This window comes from Deinococcus sp. LM3 (assembly GCF_002017875.1).
Taxonomy (GTDB): Bacteria; Deinococcota; Deinococci; order Deinococcales; family Deinococcaceae; genus Deinococcus.
Genome location: NZ_MUFV01000002.1, coordinates 304,630 through 323,955, shown reverse-complemented (window position 1 = coordinate 323,955; position 19,326 = coordinate 304,630). Strand labels below are relative to the sequence as shown.

12 protein-coding genes and 1 pseudogene are annotated in these 19,326 nt (G+C 71.3%); 4 read left to right on the top strand and 9 right to left on the bottom strand.

Annotated features, from left to right (window positions below):
• Positions 1-16 precede the first annotated feature (16 nt).
• The 4 genes from BXU09_RS15555 to BXU09_RS15540 are packed head-to-tail and all read right to left on the bottom strand — an operon-like array spanning position 17 to position 5,310.
• Positions 17-1,939: an ATP-binding protein gene (locus tag BXU09_RS15555; RefSeq protein WP_078305250.1), complete on the bottom strand. Its 1,923-nt coding sequence runs from the start codon at positions 1,937-1,939 to the stop codon at positions 17-19.
• Positions 1,936-2,364, bottom strand: a complete 429-nt coding sequence (locus BXU09_RS15550) for a response regulator (RefSeq protein ID WP_205684169.1) — start codon at positions 2,362-2,364, stop codon at positions 1,936-1,938. The genes BXU09_RS15555 and BXU09_RS15550 overlap by 4 nt, the downstream gene beginning before the upstream one ends.
• A 1-nt stretch (position 2,365) precedes the next feature.
• On the bottom strand, positions 2,366-4,684 hold the full coding sequence (locus BXU09_RS15545) for an ATP-binding protein (protein ID WP_205684168.1): 2,319 nt from the start codon (positions 4,682-4,684) through the stop codon (positions 2,366-2,368).
• A complete protein-coding gene (locus BXU09_RS15540; protein ID WP_168174636.1) occupies positions 4,681-5,310 on the bottom strand; it encodes a biliverdin-producing heme oxygenase in 630 nt (209 codons plus the stop codon). The genes BXU09_RS15545 and BXU09_RS15540 overlap by 4 nt, the downstream gene beginning before the upstream one ends.
• Positions 5,311-5,430: 120 nt before the next feature.
• Between BXU09_RS15540 and BXU09_RS15535 the strand changes: the two genes are divergently transcribed.
• Both BXU09_RS15535 and BXU09_RS15530 read left to right on the top strand, forming a co-directional pair.
• On the top strand, positions 5,431-8,019 hold the full coding sequence (locus BXU09_RS15535; protein ID WP_078305248.1) for an ATP-binding protein: 2,589 nt from the start codon (positions 5,431-5,433) through the stop codon (positions 8,017-8,019).
• 210 nt (positions 8,020-8,229) lie between these two features.
• Positions 8,230-9,495: an AMP-binding protein gene (locus BXU09_RS15530; RefSeq protein ID WP_078305247.1), complete on the top strand. Its 1,266-nt coding sequence runs from the start codon at positions 8,230-8,232 to the stop codon at positions 9,493-9,495.
• A 71-nt stretch (positions 9,496-9,566) separates the two neighbouring features.
• On the opposite strand, the gene BXU09_RS15525 is transcribed toward BXU09_RS15530, so the two are convergent.
• Positions 9,567-10,796 (bottom strand): PLP-dependent aspartate aminotransferase family protein, encoded by a 1,230-nt coding sequence (locus BXU09_RS15525; protein WP_078305246.1) that lies wholly within the window; start codon positions 10,794-10,796, stop codon positions 9,567-9,569.
• Between the two features lie 131 nt (positions 10,797-10,927).
• On the opposite strand from BXU09_RS15525, the gene BXU09_RS15520 reads away from it, so the two are divergent.
• Positions 10,928-12,322, top strand: coding sequence for an MATE family efflux transporter (locus BXU09_RS15520; RefSeq protein WP_078305245.1), 1,395 nt, complete (start codon positions 10,928-10,930; stop codon positions 12,320-12,322).
• A 53-nt stretch (positions 12,323-12,375) separates the two neighbouring features.
• Here the strand turns inward: BXU09_RS15520 and BXU09_RS15515 are convergent, their stop codons facing one another.
• The 4 genes and pseudogenes from BXU09_RS15515 to BXU09_RS15500 form a co-directional block, all read right to left on the bottom strand.
• Positions 12,376-13,476 (bottom strand): GGDEF domain-containing protein, encoded by a 1,101-nt coding sequence (locus BXU09_RS15515; protein ID WP_078305244.1) that lies wholly within the window; start codon positions 13,474-13,476, stop codon positions 12,376-12,378.
• Positions 13,477-13,639: 163 nt separating this feature from the next.
• Positions 13,640-15,225 (bottom strand): annotated as a pseudogene (locus BXU09_RS15510) (glycerol-3-phosphate dehydrogenase/oxidase).
• 448 nt (positions 15,226-15,673) lie between these two features.
• Positions 15,674-17,173, bottom strand: coding sequence for a glycerol kinase GlpK (gene glpK, locus BXU09_RS15505; protein ID WP_078305243.1), 1,500 nt, complete (start codon positions 17,171-17,173; stop codon positions 15,674-15,676).
• Between the two features lie 89 nt (positions 17,174-17,262).
• On the bottom strand, positions 17,263-18,093 hold the full coding sequence (locus tag BXU09_RS15500; RefSeq protein WP_078305242.1) for an MIP/aquaporin family protein: 831 nt from the start codon (positions 18,091-18,093) through the stop codon (positions 17,263-17,265).
• 248 nt (positions 18,094-18,341) lie between these two features.
• Between BXU09_RS15500 and BXU09_RS15495 the strand changes: the two genes are divergently transcribed.
• Entirely contained in the window at positions 18,342-19,307 is a 966-nt protein-coding gene (locus BXU09_RS15495) for a sugar-binding transcriptional regulator (protein ID WP_230273628.1), read from the top strand.
• The last annotated feature ends 19 nt before the right edge of the window (positions 19,308-19,326 follow it).

Here is a 19,326-nt window from a genome sequence, read left to right as displayed (position 1 = left end):
CCAGAGCGCGGGTCGGTCAGGAAGCGGTGTCGCCGGACTGGAAGGGAACCGTGAAGTGCACGTCCGTGCCGCCCTGCGCGTTCCCGGTCATCCAGATGGCGCCGCCGCGTGCCTCGACGATCTTGCGGCACAGTGCCAGGCCGATGCCGTTGCCCTGGTAATGCTCGCGGTTGTGCAGCCGCTGGAAGATCACGAACACCCGCTCGAAGTACGCCGGTTCGATGCCGATGCCGTTGTCGCTGACCGTGAACTGCCAGCCGTCCGGGTGCGGCTGCGCGCGCAGGTGCACCTGCGGGGGCGTGCCTTCGCGGCGGAATTTCAGGGCGTTGCCGATCAGGTTCTGGAGCAGCTGCGTGAACTGGGTGGGGTCCACCATCAGGCGGGGCAGCGAGTCCACGCGCACCTGGGCGCCCGTCTGGTCGGTCAGGGCCTGCAGCTGCGCGGTGACGTTCGCGGCGACGGCGCCCAGGTCGGTCAGGGTGGGGACGCTGGGCTGGGTGTTCAGGCGACTGACGGCCAGGACGTCCTCGATCAGGGTGGACATGCGCTGCGCCCCCGCGACGGTGATGTCGATGTACCGCTGCGCCCGTTCGTCGAGCTGCGGGCCGTAGCGGCTCTGCAGCAGCTGCGTGAAGGAGCTGATGGTCCGCAGCGGTTCTTTCAGGTCGTGGCTGGCGACGTACGCGAACTGTTCGAGTTCGCGGTTGCTGCGTTCCAGCGCGGCGGTGCGGGCCTGCACGCGCTCCTCGAGGTGCTCGCGGTGCTGGCGGTCCGCCTCGACCAGTGCCGAGCGGGTCAGGGCGTGCGAGAGCATCTGCCCCAGCGTCAGCAGCAGCGTCTCGGTGTCGGGGTCCGGGGGGCCGTCCGGGCTGGAGAAGGCCAGTACGCCCAGCAGGCTGTCCGGGTCACGTTCGGGGTCCGTGGCTCGCACGAGGGGCAGCGCGGTCCAGGGGCCGTCCCGCAGGGCGCCGGTGACGTCCGGCGTGATCTGTTCCAGCACGCGCCGCAGGTCGTCGGCGGGCGGGCCGGTCAGGCCGCTGAACTGCCACTCGCCCGGCGGGTCGTTCGGGACAGCCAGCGTCACCTGCTGGGTGCCGAGCAGGTCCCGGCTGATCTGCACGGCGGCGTTCAGGACGTCCTGGCGTTCCCGGACGGTGTTCAGGGTGAAGGCCGCGTCGTACAGGTTCTGGAGTTGCCGGGATTGCCGCTGCGCGCGCCGCTCGGCCTGCCTCCGCTCGGTCACGTCGTACAGGTACGCGGTCAGGCCGGCGTCCGAGGGGTACAGCCGGGCGTGCAACCAGCGGTTCGTGACGTCCACCGGCACCTCGGCGGTGGTGAACGCGCCGGTCTCCTGCGCGCGGCGCATGGCCTGCGCGAACGCGCCGCTGCTGTCCCAGGCGAACGGCGGGCCGGGCATGGGCAGCTGCGCGCCGAGCAGCCCGGCGGCCGCGCCGTTCAGTTCGGCGGCCTGTCCGTCCGGCCCGAAACTCAGGAAGCCGTCCGTGATGGACCCCAGGATCGCGGCGGTCCGTTCGCGGGAACGCCGCAACTCGCGTTCCAGGGCGTGGGTGTTCACGGCGCGTTCCAGCGACTGGCGCAGCCGCGCGGCCGTCAGCCGTCCCTTGACGAGGTAATCCTGCGCGCCCAGTTGCATGGCTTCCACGGCCACCTGCTCGTCCCCGACGCCGGTCAGGACGATCACGGCGCAGCCGGGCCGCGCCTCGCGCAGGAATTCCAGTCCGGTCATGTCCGGCAGCCGGTAGTCGAGCAGCAGCGCGTCCGGCGACCAGTCGCGCAGGGCGTCCAGGCCGTCCTCGCCGAGCGGTTCGACGCGGGTGCTGATCTCGAACGCCTCCCAGCCGTTCAGGTGGTGGCGGTAGGTCTCGGCGTCTTCCGGGCTGTCCTCGACGATCAGGACGCGCAGCGACGGGCCGCTCACGGGCGTTCCGGCGGTTCGGGCAGGCGGGCCAGGTCCAGCCAGAAGTCCAGCGTGACACGCAGCTGCTCGGTGAACTGCTCGAAGTTCACGGGCTTGATCAGGTAGGCGTTCACGCCCAGGTCATAGCAGGCGTTCACGTCCTCCTCGCTGGCCGACGTGGACAGCACCACGACCGGCAGTGAGCGCAGCTGCGGGTCCCGGCGGATGAAGGCCAGCACCTCCAGGCCGTCGGTGCCGGGCAGGTTCAGGTCCAGCAGCACCACCCGCGGCCAGGGCCGGTCGCGGTCCCGCAGGCGTTCGGTGGCCTCGTCCCCGTCGCAGCAGCGTTCCAGCGGGTCGTGGCGGCCCAGGCGGCGCATCGCCCAGCGCATCGCCTCGAAGTCCTCGTCGCTGTCCTCGACGATCAGGACGGGCCGTACGTTCACGTCAGGCCTCCAGCGTGAAGTAGAACACGCTGCCCTGACCGTACTCGCTGTCCACCCAGATCTGCCCGCCGTGGCGTTCCACGATCTTGCGGACGATGGTGAGGCCCGCGCCGGTCCCGCCGCCGAACTGGTCGCGGGTGTGCAGACGCTTGAAGATCCGGAAGATGTTCTCGAAATGCTTCTCGCGGATACCGATGCCGTTGTCGCGCACGAACAGCACGGTCGCGTGTTCCGGCACGCCCGGCGGCACGCGCAGGTCCCCGCGCCCGCCGGGACGCAGCGCGCCGATCTGCACGGTCGGCTGCGGACTGTCGTTGTACTTCATGGCGTTCGTGACGAGGTTGCTGAAGACCTCGCCGGTCCGCACGCGGTCCACGGTCAGGGTCGGCAGGTCCGGCGGGACCTGCACTTGCACCCGCAACTGCTCCAGCCGGGGAGACAGGACGTCCAGAACGTCGCGCAGCAGGTCGTTCAGGTCGGTGGGCCGGAAACTCAGGTCCACGCGTCCCACACGGGAGTACAGCAGCAGCGAGTCGATCAGCGCGTCCATGCGCTGCGTGAGACGCACCAGCGTCCGCAGTTTCGCCGCGCCGTCCTCGTCGAGCTGATGTTCGTACGCTTCGAGCAGGAAGACCGAGTAGTTGTGCAGGCCGCGCAGCGGTTCCTTCAGGTCGTGACTGGCGATGTATGCGAAGGCGTCCAGGTCGGCGTTGCTGCGCTCGAGGTCCGCGTTGCTGCGTTCCAGGTGGTCGTTCAGCGCGCCGAGTTCCTCCACGCGGCGCAGCACGACCGACATGATCGCCCGGCGCAGCGCCCGCGCCGCCGCGAGTTCCTCGGCCTGCCAGGGCCGGGAGCGGCCGCGCACGGTTTCCATCCAGGCCTCGAAGGACCGCCGGGGCGTGAGCCGGTCGGAGCCGTCCGGGGCCACCTCGACCGGTTTGGTCGGGTCGCCGCCCCAGGTGACGGTCTGCAACTCCTCGGGCCGGAACCACATCACGTAGTCGTGCCGGGACCGCGAGAGCCGCACGGCGAGCAGGCCGCTCGCCTGCGCGCTGAACGCCGCGGCGGGCGGGTACTCGCGCGCCAGGGTCGTCGTGTGCAGCACGTCCCCGTCCGGCTGGGTGTCCAGCCACGCCAGCAGCGCCTGAACCTGCTCGCGCGGCGGCGTGACGCCCAGCAGGACCGTCTCGCCGTGCAGGGTCACAGCCGCGCCGGGCGCGTCGATCAGTTGCAGCAGGTTCGTGTCGCTCCCGACCAGCGCCTCGAGCAGGTCGCGTTCCTCGGCCATGCGCTCGACCAGCTGCGCCTGCGCGGTTTTCAGGTTCAGACGGTACGACTGGTTCAGCTGCTCCTGCCGCGCGCTGACCTGCACGCTCGCCACCTGCCCCAGCAACTCGCACGCCGAGCGCAGGTCGTACGGCAGGTGCCGGGGCGTCTGGTGATGACAGGCGATCAGGCCCCACAGTTCCTGCCCGCGCACCAGACTGACGCTCATGGACGCCCCGACCCCCATGTTCTTCAGGTACTGCAGGTGAATGGGGGAGACGCTGCGCAGCACGCAGTAACTCATGTCCAGCGGCTCCTGCTCCGGCCCGCGCGCGAACATCGGGGCGGGTTCGTACCCCACGTCCGCGATGATCCGCAGCATGTTCTGCACGTACAGCGCCCGCGCCTGCTGCGGAATGTCCGACGCGGGGTAACGCAGCCCCAGGAACGGCGTCAGGTCGTCGCGGCGCTCCTCGGCGATCACGGTGCCCGTGCCGTCCTCCCCGAACTGGTACACCATCACCCGGTCGAAGCCCGTCAGTTGCCGCACCTCGCGCGCCAGGACCGACGTGAACTCCGAGAGGCTCGCGGCGCTGTTCAGGCGGTTCATGGCGCGCCTGACCTCCGCGTAGGCGTCCACGCGGGGCCGGCCGGACGTCACGGCCTCGAATTCCAGGATGGTCAGCCCGGCGCGGCGGTGCGCGATCAGGTCGAACAGGCCCCGCCCGGCGACGGGCGTACTCAGCAGGAATAGCGGGCTGTCGTCTAGCGCCTCGCTGCGCAGCGAGGCCTGCACCCGCTCCAGCACCTCCGGTTCCAGCAGGACGCCCAGGCCGCCGTCCAGCACCTGCGCGACCTCCAGCCCGAAGTGCCCGGCGGTGTTCCCGCTGACCTGTTCGGGCTGCCCGTCCCGCAGGACCAGCATGACCCCGTGCGGCTGCGCCGCCCCCGGAATGTGGATGGGTTCCCGGTCGCAGTTCGTGAGGTCCACCGGCGCGCCCAGCCGGGCCGTGCGCACCGCGCCGGGCGGCTGATCGCCGCTGCGGCCGGTCACGTCAGGCTCCGCGTGACCGGGCGGCCCGGATCCGGCCGGCGGCCCTCCGGCGCGGCGGCCAGCCGGTCCACGAACAGCCCGAAGGTGCGCCGGGCCGCGTCGGTCGCGCGGGCCGTGAAGGTCGCGGGGTCCGGCCCCTGCGCCACGCGCGCCTCCAGCGCCTCCCCGAAGGCCCGCCAGCGCGGCCCGGTCAGCGGGCCGTAACTGCTGTAGAAGGCCGTTCCCTCATCGCGCAGGCCCAGCCGGGCTTCCAGGTGACGGCGGACCAGCTGGCCGCCCAGCGTGGCGCCCTCCAGCACGTACGCCGCGCCCCAGGCGTCCGCCTCGTCCCGCAGGAACACGTCGACCGTCCCGGCGTCCAGGTCGGCGGCGGGCGCCACGTCCAGGGCGCGCAGGTCACGGTCCAGCAGCGGCACCTTCAGGCGGGCCGGCCAGTCGAGCGCCGCGCGTCCCGCCTCGCCCAGCCGCGCCCCGACGCGCGGTTCCAGCGTGCCGTACAGGCTCCGCATGGTCCGCAGCACGTCCCCGTAACGCCGCCGGTCCAGCGCCGGGTCCATCAGGTTCAGGTGGGCTTCGGCCCGCTCGTGCTGCTCGCGGGTACTGGCCTTCAGGTGCGGCAGGATCACGCCCTCAGTTGTAGCAGAAAACCCGCGCGCCCCCACCCGCGCCCGCCCCCACGCACATGAAGAAAACCCTCTGATGACCCGCCCCGCGCCGTCACGGGGCCGGCGCTATGCTGAACCGGTATGACCGCCCCCACCTCCTCGCTGCTGCGCCGCTGGCAGGAGGTCATCAGCGCCCTGTCCACCGCCGTCACCCTCAGTCAGGTCCGCGACGCCCTGCGCGGCCTGGGAGCCGCCGTGGACCTCGCCCATCCGGACGACCCACCCGAACCCTTCCCGGACAGCCTGCCCGGCACGGTCACGGTCGAACTGCCGGTCAGCGGCGCGACCGGCCCGCTGACCGCCCGCCTGCACTTCGCGCCGGACACGCCCCTGGGCGACGTGGACCACGCCCTGCTCGCGGCCCTGCCGCCCCTGATCGGCGCGGCCCTGACCCGCACCGCCCTGCCGGACGGCGGCCGCACCCGCGACCGGGAAGCGGCCCTGCGCGCCTTCATGCTGCTGACCGAGGAACTCGGGGACGCGTCGGACCCGGACGCCCTGATCCGCAGCGCCGACCGTGGCATCCGTCAGCTGCTGCCGGGCGTCTCGCTGGCGTACATGGACCGCGTCGGCAGCGGCTGGTGCGTGCAGTTCATGTCCGGCAACATCGAACTGGACCTGACCGGCGCGGCCCCCGGCGGCCTCCTGACCGGCATCTCCGCGCTGGACAGCGCCGTGCGATCCGGACAGCCGACCTTCATCGACCACTGGGACGCCGGCGCCCAGGGCCTCCCGCAGACCGCGCGGTACCGCGCCGCCGCCCTGCAGGCCTTCTACCGCGACGGGCAGGTCAGCGGCCTCCTGGCGGTCGGCACCACCGACCACGACACCTGGACCGACCTGGAACGCGGCGTGTTCACCGCCGCCTGCCGCAGCCTGAACCTCGCCCTGAGCCGCGCCTGGCACGTGCAGCAACTCGCGGAGGAACGCGCCGCGCTGGCCGCCTTCGTGAGCTTCGAGGAGCAGGTCCTGCACACCACCGACCTGCTGGACCTCTCCACCCGCGCCGCCGACGTGCTGCGCGCCACCCTCGGCGACGTGGACGTCGCGTACCTCGAGGCGCACCACGGACAGTGGACGCCGGTCACGTCGGCGGCCGACCTGCCCCCGGAACTGACGGACCTGCTGGGCGGCCCCCTGGCCCCCGACACCCACACGGCCCTCACCGCGCAGCAGGCCGGGCAGACGCTGTTCCTGCCGTTCCCGGACGCCCCCGCCGGTCCCCACGTCCCCCGTGCGTTCGCAGTGCATGTCACGCTGCGCGACGGGCATCCGGCAGGCATGCTGGTCATGCTCAACCGCGCCGGGCGTGACTGGACCGAACGGGAACGCAGCGTGTTCCGCTCGGTGGGCCGCTCGCTGGGCATGGCCCTGGACCGCGCCGCGAAAGACGACCTGCTGCGCAACCAGAACGCCTCGCTTCAGGCGCAGACCCGCTCGCTGGAGGCGTTCGCGCAGCTCAGCGCCGACCTGGGCGCGCAGGAGGACCGCTACGCCCTGATCCGCCGCGCCCAGGAAGTCGCCCTGTCGCTGCTGCCCACAGGATTTGCCGTGTACTACGAACCCGACACCGCCCCCGGCGGCCCGCGCCTGTGGCGCCTGAAATCCCAGGTGGGCGACATGGGCAACCCGGAACTCCAGCGGACCGTGGACGCCGGACTGGACTTCGAACGGACCCTGAACCTGATCACGCCCTGGCGGACCCGCGAGCCGCTGTACCAGGACGCCTACGCCCTGGACACCGACGGCCTGACCCACACCGACGGGGTCGGCGCGACCGCCTGCCTGCCACTGCTGGAGAACGGAACGCCGGTCGGGGTGTTCTGCATGGCTCAGGATCATGCCCGCCCCTGGACTCCCGCCGACCGGTCACTGCTCAGCAGCGTCACGCGCAGCCTCGCCCTGGCCCTGGACCGCGCGCGGAGCGTCACGGAACTGCGGCGCTACTCGGCGGAACTCGAACGCAGCAACGCCGCCATGCACGCCGCCAACGAGGAACTCGAGGCCTTCGCGTACTCGGTCAGTCACGACCTGCGCGCCCCGGTGCGGCACATCGCGGGCTTCGCGGACCTGCTGCGCAAGGCGCTCGGTCAGGAACTGGACACCAACCCCAAGGCGGCGCGCGCCCTGAACATCATCACGGAATCCACCGCGCACATGAACGAACTGATCGACGCGATGCTGAACCTCTCCCGCACGGCGCGTCAGGAACTGCGCGTCGGACCCGTCGACCTGAACGACCTGGTGCGCGGCGTGCAGACCGACCTGAAACCCGACCTGAAGGGCCGCTCGGTGCAGTGGCGCGTGTCGGAACTGCCGGCCGTGCAGGGCGACGCGGCGCTGCTGCGGCAGGTCCTGTCGAACCTGATGGGTAACGCCGTGAAGTACACCACCCGCCGCCCCGAGGCCCTCATCGAGATCTGGGCCGAGGCGCACCCGGAACGCTGGACCGTGCACGTCCGCGACAATGGGGTCGGATTCGACAGCCGCTACGCACACAAACTGTTCGGCGTGTTCCAGCGCCTTCACCGCCCCGAGGAGTTCGGCGGCACCGGCGTGGGCCTCGCGAACGTGCGCCGCATCCTGTCCCGCCACGGGGGCAGCTGGGCCGCGCAGGGCGCGCCGGACCAGGGAGCGACCTTCTCGTTCTCCCTGCCGCGCACCGACTGAACACTGCTGTGAACGCGGGCTACACTGCGGGCCACCACATCGATGCCCGCCCGCTTCACCGGGCGGCCCAGGGAGGCACTGCCCGTGACCGATTCCGTCCACTCCCCGTCCCCTGACCCGACCGCCGCCGGGCGCCCACCGGCCGACTCCCCGGACTGCTCCCCGCCGGACCTCTACCAGCCGGACCTCTATCAGCCGGACCGGGAAGCGATGCCGCTCCCGGCCCTGCGCGCCCTGCAACTGGCGCAGCTTCAGCAGATGCTGGCCCTGCAGGACGCGCGGGTCCCCGCGTACCGGGAACGGTTCGCGCGGGCGGAACTGACGCCCGGCGACCTGCGCTGCCTGGAGGACCTGCGGGCGTTCCCGTTCACCCGCAAGAGCGACCTGCGCGACCACTACCCCCTGGGCCTGTGCGCCGCGCCCCGCGCCGAGTTGCGCCGCATTCACGCCAGCAGCGGCACCAGCGGCAAACCCACCGTCGTGGCGTACGACGCGCACGACCTGAACGTCTTTGCCGAGGTCGTGGCGCGCAGCCTGCACGCGGCGGGTGCGCGGCCCGGCATGACCTTCCATAACGCCTACGGGTACGGGCTCTTCACCGGCGGCCTGGGCACCCATGCCGGGGCCGAGCGGCTGGGCCTGTGCACCGTGCCGGTCTCGGGCGGCGGGACCGAACGGCAACTGGACCTGCTGCTGGACCTGCAACCCGAGGTGATCGCCTGCACGCCCAGTTACGCGCTCGTGCTGGCCGAGGGACTGGAGCGGCGGGGCGTCCTTCCCGGCGACCTCGCGCTGCGTTACGCAGTACTGGGCGCGGAACCCTGGGCGGAAAAGACCCGCCGGGCCGTGCAGGAACGCCTGGGCGTGCGCGCCACGAACATCTACGGCCTATCCGAGATCATCGGCCCCGGCGTCAGCAACGAGGACGTGCGCGAACAGAGCGGCAGCTACGTCTGGGAGGATCACTTCTACCCTGAGATCGTGGACCCCCAGACCGGTGAACCCCTGCCGGACGGCGAGTGGGGCGTGCTGATCCTGACCTCCATGACCCGCACGGCCCTGCCGCTGCTGCGCTACTGGACCGGCGACATCACGCGCCTGCTGCCCGGCCCGAACGGCACCGGACGCACCCTGCGCCGCATGGACGCCGTGCGGGGCCGCAGCGACGATCTGATCATCCTGCGCGGCGTGAACGTGTACCCGGCGCAACTGGAGGACGCGCTGCTGCGCCTGGGGCAGACCAGCCCGCACTACCACGTCGTCCTGACCCGCAGCGGCCTGATGGACGAACTGACCCTGCAACTGGAGGTGGCGGCCCCCGCCGTGTCAGCTGCCGCGCTGGCCGCCGAGGTCGAACGGCAGGTCAAGGCGCAGGTGGGCGTGACCATCCGCTGCCAGCCCTGCGAGCCCGGCAGCCTGCCGCGCAGCGAGGGCGGCAAGCTGCGCCGCGTGACCGACCTGCGCCAGGAGCGCTGACAGCCCGGAGGGAGCGGAATGGACTCCCTCTGAAGGCTGTGCCAGCAGCGTTGACGCGCACAGCCCCGCGTTCAGGCGCGGCTGAGGTCGCGGTCGGTGCGGGCGGGCGTCCCGACGTGATCCAGGGCGCTCAGGACGTCGTCGATCAGGTCGGCGGGGTCCTCGATGCCCACGCTCAGGCGGACCAGTCCGGGCGTCACGCCCTGGCGCAGCAGGGCCTCGTCGCCCAGCAGGTGGTGGGTGGTGCTGCCCGGATGGCATGACAGGCTTTCCACATCGCCCAGGCTGACGGCCTGCGTGAACAGCGTCAGGCTGTTCAGGAACGTGAACGCGGCCGCCTGGCTGCCCAGGTCGAGGCTCAGCAGGCCCCCGAAGGCGCGCATCTGGCGGCGGGCGACCTCGTGGCCCGGGTGGCGGCTCAGGCCGGGGTAGTGCAGGGCGTGCAGGGCCGGGTGGCCGTCCAGGGCGGCGGCCAGTTCGGCGGCCCCGGCGCAGTGGGCGTCCATGCGCAGCGGGAGGGTCTTCAGGCCGCGCAGGAACAGGTACGCCTCGAACGGCCCGAGGGACGCGCCCACGTGGCGCAGGCCCACGCCGCGCACCTCGGCCAGCAGGTCGGCGGGGCCGGCCAGGACGCCGCCGATGGCGTCGCCGTGCCCGCCGAGGTACTTGGTGGCGCTGTGCATGACGAGGTCCACGCCGTGTTCGGCCGGGCGGGTCAGATAGGGACTGCTGAAGGTGTTGTCCGCGACGCTCAGGGCGCCGCAGGCGCGAGCCATGCGCGACACGCGCTCAAGGTCCACGATGTTCAGGGCGGGGTTGGTGGGCGTCTCCACCCAGATCAGGCGGGTGCGGGGGCCGCACAGGGCCTCGGCGGCGGTCTCGTCGGCCGCCTCGTGGACGGTCACGCCGAACTTCGCGGCGACCTCGGTCAGGAAGCCGGTCGTGCCGCCGTACAGCGGCGCGATGAAGATGAGCTCGTCGCCGGGTTTCAGCAGGGTCAGGCACACGGCGGACACGGCGCCCATGCCGCTGGCGAAGGCCACGGCGTCCGGCAGGCCTTCCAGGCTGGCGACCTTCTCCTCGAAGGCGCGGACGGTGGGATTGGTCAGGCGCGAGTAGAAGTACCCCTGTTCCTCACCGGCAAACAGGCGCGCGCCGCGTTCGGCGCTGCCGTAGCCGAAGGTGCTGGTGGCGTAGATGGGCGTGGCGTGCGCGCCGGTGGCCGGGTCGAGGCCGTGTCCGGCGTGGACGGCGCGGGTCCGGAAGCCCCGCTGGCGGGCCGGGTCTGGATTGTGGGTCATGCCCTACTGTAACGGATCGCCCTAACGAACGTTCGTTGAAGTCTGTCTGCGGCGTCCAGGTGTCCGGCAGGGCGGATCACCCGCCCGGCCCCGTTCCCGGCGAAAGCCCCGCCCGCCCGTACACTGGCCGGATGCCGACCGACCCTCCTGCATTCTCACCCGCGCCGGCACCCGACCGCCCCCGCAGCGAGGGCGGCACGCTGCTGCGCCTCGCGGTGCCGGTCATCGTCTCGCAGTTCAGCGTGAACGCCCTGGCCCTGATCAGCACCGCCGTCATCGGCCGCCTCGGCCCGGCCGAACTGGCCGCCGTCGCGTACGGGAACGCCGCGTACTACCTGGGGTTCATCGTGCTGCTGGGCGTCATGCTCTCGGTCGCGCCGCGCGTGGCCGCCGCGCACGGTGCGGGCGACCCGGCCGGCGTGGCCCGCGCCACCCGCGCCGGGCTGCTGCTGGCCGCGCTGCTGTCCGCCGCGTTCCTGCCGCTGGCCTTCCTGGCCGCCCACCTGATGCAGACGCACGCGCCCGACGGCCTGCGCGGCGACCTCGCCGGCCTGTACCTGCGCCTGTACGCGCTGGGCATGCCGGCCACACTGGCCTTCAGCGCCCTGCGCGGCGCCCTTGAGGGCACCGGGCAGCCGCGCGCCGTCACCCTCACCGCGCTGGGCGGCGCGCTGGGCGCCGCCGCGCTGAGTCCCGCCCTGACCTTCGGCTGGGGGCCACTGCCCGCACTGGGCGTGGCCGGCGCGGCCCTGACCACCGTGATCGTGTACTGGGCGAGCGCCCTGATCCTGGCCTTCCTGGCCCGCTCCCGTCTCGCCGTTCCGAAGGCCGCGCCCACACCGCCCGGCACGGTTCGCGCGGAACTGCGCGTCCTGCTGCGCCTGGGCTGGCCCATCGGCCTGACCCTCGGCGCCGAGGGCGGCCTGTTCACCGTCACCTCGCTGCTGATGGCCCGCTTCGGCCCGGACGCGCTGGCCGCGCACAACGTGGCCCTGCAGGTCATCACGGCCGTGTTCATGGTGCCGCTGGGACTGGCGACCGCCACCGGCATCCGCGTCGCACACCACCACGGCGCCGGGAACCTGAGGGCCGCGCGCCGCGTGGGCCTGCTCGGCGCGGGGGCCGCCGCGCTGATCATGCTGCTCGTCAGCGTGTCCTACGTCCTGACGCCCGGCGCGGTCACGGGCGTGTTCGTGAACGTCCGCGACCCCGCCAACGCCGCCCTGGTCGCGCAGGCCGCCTCTTTCCTGCTGATCGCCACGCTGTTCCAGGCCGCCGACGGCGTGCAGGTCACCGCGAACGCCGCGCTGCGCGGACTTCAGGACACCCGCGTGCCCATGCTGATCTCCCTGGTCACGTACTGGATCGTGGGCCTGGGCAGCGGCGTCCTGCTGGCCTTCGGGCTGGGCCTGGGCCCGCGCGGCCTGTGGTTCGGCCTGTGCACCGGCCTGCTGTGCACCGCCGCGCTGCTGCTGGCCCGCTTCCTGCGCCGCACCGACGCCAGCCACATCCGGCAGCCAGTCTGAGCGCGGCGTTCCGTTCCCCCGGAGCGTCCCTTTCCCCGTCCGATGGCCGCCTTCTACGCCCGCTCCGCCTGTTCCGGTCGTGGCGCCGGGCCGGGAGGCGCCGGGACCGGCGCGCTCCGGCTGCGGGCCGGGCCGAGCTGCACGCGGTCCCGCCCGGCGTCCTTGGCCTCGTACAGGCGGCGGTCCGCGATCCGCAGCAGATCACTGACCGAGGTGACCTCGCCGGAACTCGCCACGCCCACGCTGGTGGTCACGGGCGGAAGGCCCGCCACGGCCGCCGTGCGCACCGCGTGCCAGAGCTGCCCGGCCACCGCGCGCACCACCGGCGGGTCACTGGTGTGCAGCAGGATCAGGAATTCCTCGCCGCCCCAGCGGGACACGCTGCCCTGGTCACCGACCTGGCGTTGCAGGACAGTCGCCACGCGCCGCAGCACCTGATCGCCCACGTCATGCCCGAAGGTGTCGTTCACGCGCTTGAAATGGTCGATGTCGGCCAGCAGGACCGTGAACTCCGCACCCTCCTCGTTAAGGCTCCGGGAGAACGCCTGCTGAATGCGTTCGTACATGCCGCGCCGGTTGTCCAGGCCGGTCAGGACGTCGGTGCGCGACAGCCGGTACTGCTCGTCCGAGCGGGCCCGTTCGGCGCTCACCTGCCGCCCGAAGTACGACAGGTGCGCGATCAGCAGGGACGTCAGCGCCAGCTGACCCAGCAGCACCACGTCACTGCCCGTGACAACCGACAGGCCCGCGAAGACGCTCAGCAGCACGGCCGTGTAGGTCAGCGCCGCCCGGACCGGCAGGACACTGAACGCCGCGATCACCAGGAACGCGCCGGGAAAGTAACTGCGGACCGGAATGGACTCCTGAAGGCGCAGCAGTTCCAGCAGCTGCGTGACGACAATGCCCGACGCGCCCACCAGCACGGTGTAATCCACCAGCAGCCAGGGCAGACGTGAGAACTGCAGCAGGCCCGCTACCCCCAGGCACAGCGCCAGCCCGCCCGCCACGCTGGCATCCATCTGACCGCGCCGCAGGTCGGTCAGCAGAATCACCACCAGCGCCGCGGCGGCCAGCAGACACACGGCCACATACACCCGGCGGCGCAGCGGTTCCTGCGCGCGGGAAGTGGGTTGATGCGGCGTGTGCGGAAGCATGAATACCGCAGCATAACCAAGCGCCGGGCCGGGGGTTGCCTCGTCTGCGCGGCCGGTCAATGTCCCGGCGCTGGGGTCGCGCCCGCCACGGCGCAGCGGCGGACCCTGCTGGAATCCGCCGCTGCTTTCGAGTGGTGGTCGGGCGCCGCCGTCAAGTCGACGGTCAGTTCAGGACGTACCCGCCTGCCAGTTCCCTGTACGCCTGCACCTGCGCGGCCTGCCACGCGGCGTCGCGGCCGAGTTCCTCGGCCAGGATGGCGACCACGCGCGGCGCGGCCTCGATACTGGCCCGCGCGTTCAGCAGCAGCGCGCGCAGGCGGCGGGACAGGACGTCCTCGGCGGTGCGGGCCTGCTCGGCGCGGACGGCCCAGCGGACCTCGGCCTCGGTGTACGGCAGTTCCGGGTGCAGCGGGGTATCCGCGCCGGGCATCGCCCGGATGTGCGCGGCGTCCGTGCCGTACACCTGCCAGTGATCCGCGAGGTGCGTGTCGGGCGCGGCGGCCCCGTGCAGTTTCAGGCCCGCCGTGAGGCTCAGGCGCTCGGGCAGTCCGGCCTGCGCGGCGGCGCGGTTGACGGTGTCCTCGCCCATGCGGCGGTAGGTGGTCCACTTGCCGCCGGTCAGGGTGATCAGGCCGCCGTCGCTGATGCGGATCACGTGATCGCGCGACAGGCTCTTGGTGTCGGTGCCCTCGGCGGCCTTCACCAGGGGGCGCAGGCCGGCGTACACGCTGCGCACGTCGGCGCGGGTGGGGGCGGGGTCCAGGTACTGCGCGGCCGTCTTCAGGATGAACTCGACCTCCTCGGGCAGAGCGCGGGGCTCCATGCTGGCCTCGGGCAGCGGCGTGTCGGTCGTGCCGATCACCACGTGGTCGTGCCAGGGCACGGCGAACAGCACGCGGCCGTCGTCGGTGCGGGGCACCATGATGGCGCTGTCGCCCGGCAGGAAGCGGCGGTCCACGACCACGTGCACACCCTGACTGGGCGAGAGCATGGGCTTGACCGACGGGTTCTCCATGCGGCGCACGTCGTCCACGAACACGCCCGTGGCATTCACGACGGCGCGTGCCTTCACGGCATGCTCCTGTCCGGTCTCCTGGTCACGGAAGCGGGCGCCCGTGATCTTCCCGCCTTCCCTGATCAGGCCCACGACCGGCGCGTGGTTCAGGGCGACGCCACCGTGGTTTTCCAGGGTGCGCAGCAGCGTGATCGCCAGCCGCGCGTCGTCGAACTGCCCGTCGAAGTACAGGATGCCGCCCTTGAGCGCCGCCTTCTTCAGGGTGGGCGTGCGTTCCAGCGCCTGGGTCTTGTTGATGTAGCGGCTGGATTTCAGGTTCAGTTTCCCGGCCAGCAGGTCGTACATCTTCAGGCCGATGCCGTAGAACGGCGCGGACCACCACTTGTACGCGGCGATCAGGAAGCCCAGGTCATGCACGAGGTGCGGGGCGTTCTGCTTGAGCAGGCCGCGTTCGTGCAGCGCCTCGCGCACCAGGGACACGTTCCCCTGCGCGAGGTAGCGCACGCCGCCGTGCACCAGTTTGGTCGAGCGGCTGCTCGTGCCCTTGGCGTAGTCGTGCGATTCGAGCAGCAGCACGCGGTAACCCCGCGTGGCCGCCTCGACGGCGGTGCCCAGGCCGGACGCGCCCCCCCGACGACCAAGAGGTCCCAGGTCTGATCGGCGGTGGCGGCGTGCAGGGCGGCCGCGCGGGGGTCGGTGGAGCGGGGGTCAGTGGGTTGGTTCTGGATGGTCATGGATTCAACCTTCTTTCTGGAGCGGGAAGAGCTGTGTCACGGCGTGCCGGAGGATTCGTGGAGAGTGCGGGCCGCTCCAGCGGACCCTCCTGCTCTCTTTTGAACGCATGTTCTCACATGTAGAACATTTGTTCAGTGGGCCTGCCTACATCATTTCTTCGTGCAGCCACGGCAGACCCCGGTGAGGTGGATGGGGAGGCGGCGGTCGGTCGGGCGCGGCTGATACGAACTCCGATTGAATGGCCTGCAAAGCCGCTGGGTCCGGGCGGACGCGACTCGTGGAGCTGCTCTGCAGAGTAGGAGTAGAAGCGGGCTGCCGGGCGTGGAGTTGGCAACCCGGTGCGTGGGCGGGTTGTCAGCGAAACAGACGGAAATGAAACAACAATCCCGGACCGCTGGCGAGTGGCGATCCGGGATTACTCTCAGGGCCGCGTGGCCCGGGACCGGCTCAGCTGTCGGCTTCGGCCCACTCGCGGCTGCGCTCGACGGCCTTGCGCCAGCGGCGCATCAGGCGCGCGCGCTCGTCCTCTTCCATCTGCGGCTCGAAGGTGCGGTCCACCTGCCACTGACGGGTGATGTCGTCCGTGCTCTTCCAGTACCCGACGGCCAGACCTGCCAGGTACGCGGCGCCCAGCGCGGTCGTCTCCGTGACTTTCGGGCGGACCACCGGCACGCCCAGAATGTCGGCCTGGAACTGCATCATCAGGTTGTTGTTGCTGGCCCCGCCGTCCACGCGCAGCTCCTTGAGAGGCGCGCCGCTGTCCTGCTGCATGGCGTCAAGCAGTTCCGCCGACTGGAACGCAATGCTTTCCAGGGCCGCGCGGGCAATGTGCGCGGCGGTCGTGCCGCGCGTCAGGCCCACCATGGTGCCGCGAGCGTAGCTGTCCCAGTACGGCGCGCCCAGGCCCACGAAGGCCGGCACCAGGAACACACCGTCACTGTCCGGCACGCTGGTCGCCAGCGCCTCGACCTCGGTGCTCGAGCGGATGATGCCCAGCCCGTCGCGCAGCCACTGCACCACGGCGCCCGCCACGAACACCGAGCCTTCCAGCGCGTACGTGCGCTGGCCTTCCAGCTGCCACGCGACCGTGGTGAGCAGCTTGTTCTGGCTGGGCACCGCTTCCTGCGCGGTGTTCATCAGCATGAAGCAGCCGGTGCCGTAGGTGTTCTTTGCCATGCCGCGGTCCAGGCAGGCCTGCCCGAAGGTCGCGGCCTGCTGGTCCCCGGCGATCCCGGCGATCTTCACGCGCGCACCCAGCAGGCCCTCGGCGGTCTCGCCGTACACCTCCGAGGAGTTCCGGACTTCGGGCAGCAGGGCGCGCGGCACGTTCAGCAGCGCGAGCAGTTCGTCGTCCCACTCGCCGGTGTGGATGTTGTACAGCAGCGTGCGGCTGGCGTTCGTAGCGTCCGTGATGTGCAGCTCGCCGCCGGTCAGGTTGAAGATCAGCCAGGAATCCACCGTCCCGAAGGCCAGTTCGCCGCGCTCGGCCCGTTCACGGGCGCCGTCCACGTGATCCAGAATCCACTTGACCTTGGTGCCGCTGAAGTACGCGTCGATCAGCAGGCCGGTCTTCTGCTGGATCATCTCGGCGCGGCCGGCGGCACGCAGGGCGTCGCACTCGCTGGCGGTGCGGCGGTCCTGCCACACGATGGCGTTGTGGATGGGTTTACCGGTCGCGCGGTCCCACACGACCACCGTCTCGCGCTGGTTGGTGATGCCGATGGCGGCGATGTCGCTGGCCTTCAGGCCCGCGCCGCTGATGGCTTCCTGCGCCACGCCGATCTGGGTGCTCCAGATCTCATTGGCGTCGTGCTCGACCCAGCCGGGGCGGGGGAAGATCTGCCGGAATTCCTTCTGCGCGGTGCGGATGATGTTGGCGTCCTGATCGAACACGATGGCGCGGCTGCTGGTGGTGCCCTGGTCGAGGGCGAGGATGAATTTGCTCATGCTGGACTCCTGTGTAGCTCTGCTGAGAGCCTGAGAGGGGCGGGGGCCTCATGCCGGTCGGTAAAGCCGTGCCGGTCGGTGAGCAGTGGTCAGCGGCGGGAATCCGCGTTGTAGGCGGGGTCGGCCCCCTGGATGCCCTGGTGGGCCTCTCCGGCACGCAGGAGTGGTTTGCCGATGAACGTATCGTAGATCAGCGCGCCGATGACCGCCCCGACGACCGGTCCGATCACGGGGACCAGCCACACGCCGTTCTCGAAGCCGGTGTTGCGGAACCCGGCGACCAGGGCGAACAGGCGCGGCCCCAGGTCACGGGCCGGGTTGATGGCGTAGCCGTGCATGCCGCCGAAGCTCATGCCGATCGCCATGACCACGAACGCCACGGCCAGCGCGCCCCAGGCGGCCCCGGCGGGGTTGTTCAGCTTGTCGCCGATGGCGAGGATCAGCGCCATGAGCAGCGCGGTGCCGACCACCTGGTCGGTGAAGCCGGGCCAGAAGCCGGGCACGGCCGGGAAGGTGCTGAAGATGCCGGCCGTGTTGTCGAGCTGCGGATCGAAGCCCAACCACTTGGCGTGGTACACGGCGAAGACGATGGCGGCCCCCAGGAAGGCGCCGAGGAACTGCCCGGCGAAGTAGTGCGGCGCCTTGGCCCAGGGGAAGCGGCCGGTGACGGCCAGCGCGATCGTGACCGCCGGGTTCAGGTGCGCGCCGCTGATGGTCCCGGAGATGAAGATGCCCATCAGGACCGCGAAGCCCCAGCCGAGCGTGATGTTGGTGTACCCGCCGTTGACGATCTGGCCGGGGATGGCCGGGTCGGTGGACTGGAACAGCACCACCATGGCGACGACCCCGCATCCGAAGAGGATGAGGACCATCGTGCCGAGCAACTCGGCCATGAACTCCTGTGACGCCTTGAATGTCATACGTGTACCTCCGGGTGTCGGGGGCAGTCCACCGGCCCGGAGCGTGGCCTGCGCCGGCAGGATGCCGGGACGTGCAGGACACGTTCGGGGAGGCGGACTGTGACCGCGACTGGATTGTTGATGCAGCCATCTTCACCGAGCATTGAACATATGTCAAGGCGGGATGAACATACGTTCAAGACGGTTCGACGGTTCGCCTCCGCAACCAGGTCGAATCAGGCGGGGCCCGGACGCGTATGCTGCCGGGCGTGAACGACGTCACCACGGACACCCAGGCCGCGCAGGTCGCCCGCCTGTACTACGTCCAGGGCCTGACCACCGACGCCATCGCCCGCGAACTCGGTCTGTCCCGCCCGAAAGTCTCCCGCCTGCTCTCGCACGCCCGCCGCACCGGACTGGTCGAGATCCGCATCCACGACCCGCAGGCCCAGCCGCAGAGCCTCGAGGCGCAGCTGCGCGCCGCGTATCCCTTCCTGACCCCGCACGTGATCCGCGTGCCACCCGGCAGCAGCGAGTCCGTCTGGCTCGAGCGCGTCTCGGTCGCGGCCGCCACGCTGCTGGGCCAGACGCTGCGGGCCGGGCAGACGGTCGGGCTGGCCTGGGGCACCACGCTGGACGCCGTGTCCCGGCACCTCACGCCCCGCCACATTCCGGACCTGCAGTTCGTGCAGCTCAACGGCAGCGCCAGCGCGCGGGACTTCATGAGCGGCTTCGTGACCGACACCGTCACCCGCTTCGCCGGCAATTACGGCGCGCGCGCGCACCTGTTCCCGGTCCCGACCTTCTTCGACGATCCCCTGACCAAGCAGGCCATGTGGCGTGAACGCAGCGTCCGGCACGTCCTGGAGTTGCAGGAACGGGCGGACGTGCTGCTGTACTCGGTCGGCGCGGCCAGCGCGAAACTGCCCAGTCACGTGTACGTCGCCGGGTACCTCGACCCGGCCGACCAGCAGACCCTGGCGGCGCAGGGCGTGGCAGGGGACATCGCCACCGTCTTCTACCGCGCCGACGGCACCTTCGGCGGCATTCCCATGAACGCTCGCAGCAGCGGCCCGGACCTGAGCCTGATCACCCGCGCGGCGCAGTCCATCTGCATCGTCAGCGGCCTGGGCAAGGTCGGGGCGCTGCGCGGCGCGCTGGCCGGCGGCCTGATGCGCACCCTGATCGTGGATGAACCCACCGCGCACGCCCTGCTGCACGGCCTGCCCGGCTGAACCCTCCGGCCGGATTGTT

What these genes read in the sequence shown, in the direction of transcription:
- BXU09_RS15535 (WP_078305248.1), top strand. Translation starts at nt 5,431, where the DNA reads ATGACCGCCCCCACCTCCTCGCTGCTGCGCCGCTGGCAGGAGGTCATC.
- BXU09_RS15530 (WP_078305247.1), top strand. Translation starts at nt 8,230, where the DNA reads ATGCCGCTCCCGGCCCTGCGCGCCCTGCAACTGGCGCAGCTTCAGCAG.
- BXU09_RS15525 (WP_078305246.1), bottom strand. Translation starts at nt 10,796, where the DNA reads ATGACCCACAATCCAGACCCGGCCCGCCAGCGGGGCTTCCGGACCCGC.
- BXU09_RS15520 (WP_078305245.1), top strand. Translation starts at nt 10,928, where the DNA reads ATGCCGACCGACCCTCCTGCATTCTCACCCGCGCCGGCACCCGACCGC.
- BXU09_RS15515 (WP_078305244.1), bottom strand. Translation starts at nt 13,476, where the DNA reads ATGCTTCCGCACACGCCGCATCAACCCACTTCCCGCGCGCAGGAACCG.
- glpK (WP_078305243.1), bottom strand. Translation starts at nt 17,173, where the DNA reads ATGAGCAAATTCATCCTCGCCCTCGACCAGGGCACCACCAGCAGCCGC.
- BXU09_RS15500 (WP_078305242.1), bottom strand. Translation starts at nt 18,093, where the DNA reads ATGACATTCAAGGCGTCACAGGAGTTCATGGCCGAGTTGCTCGGCACG.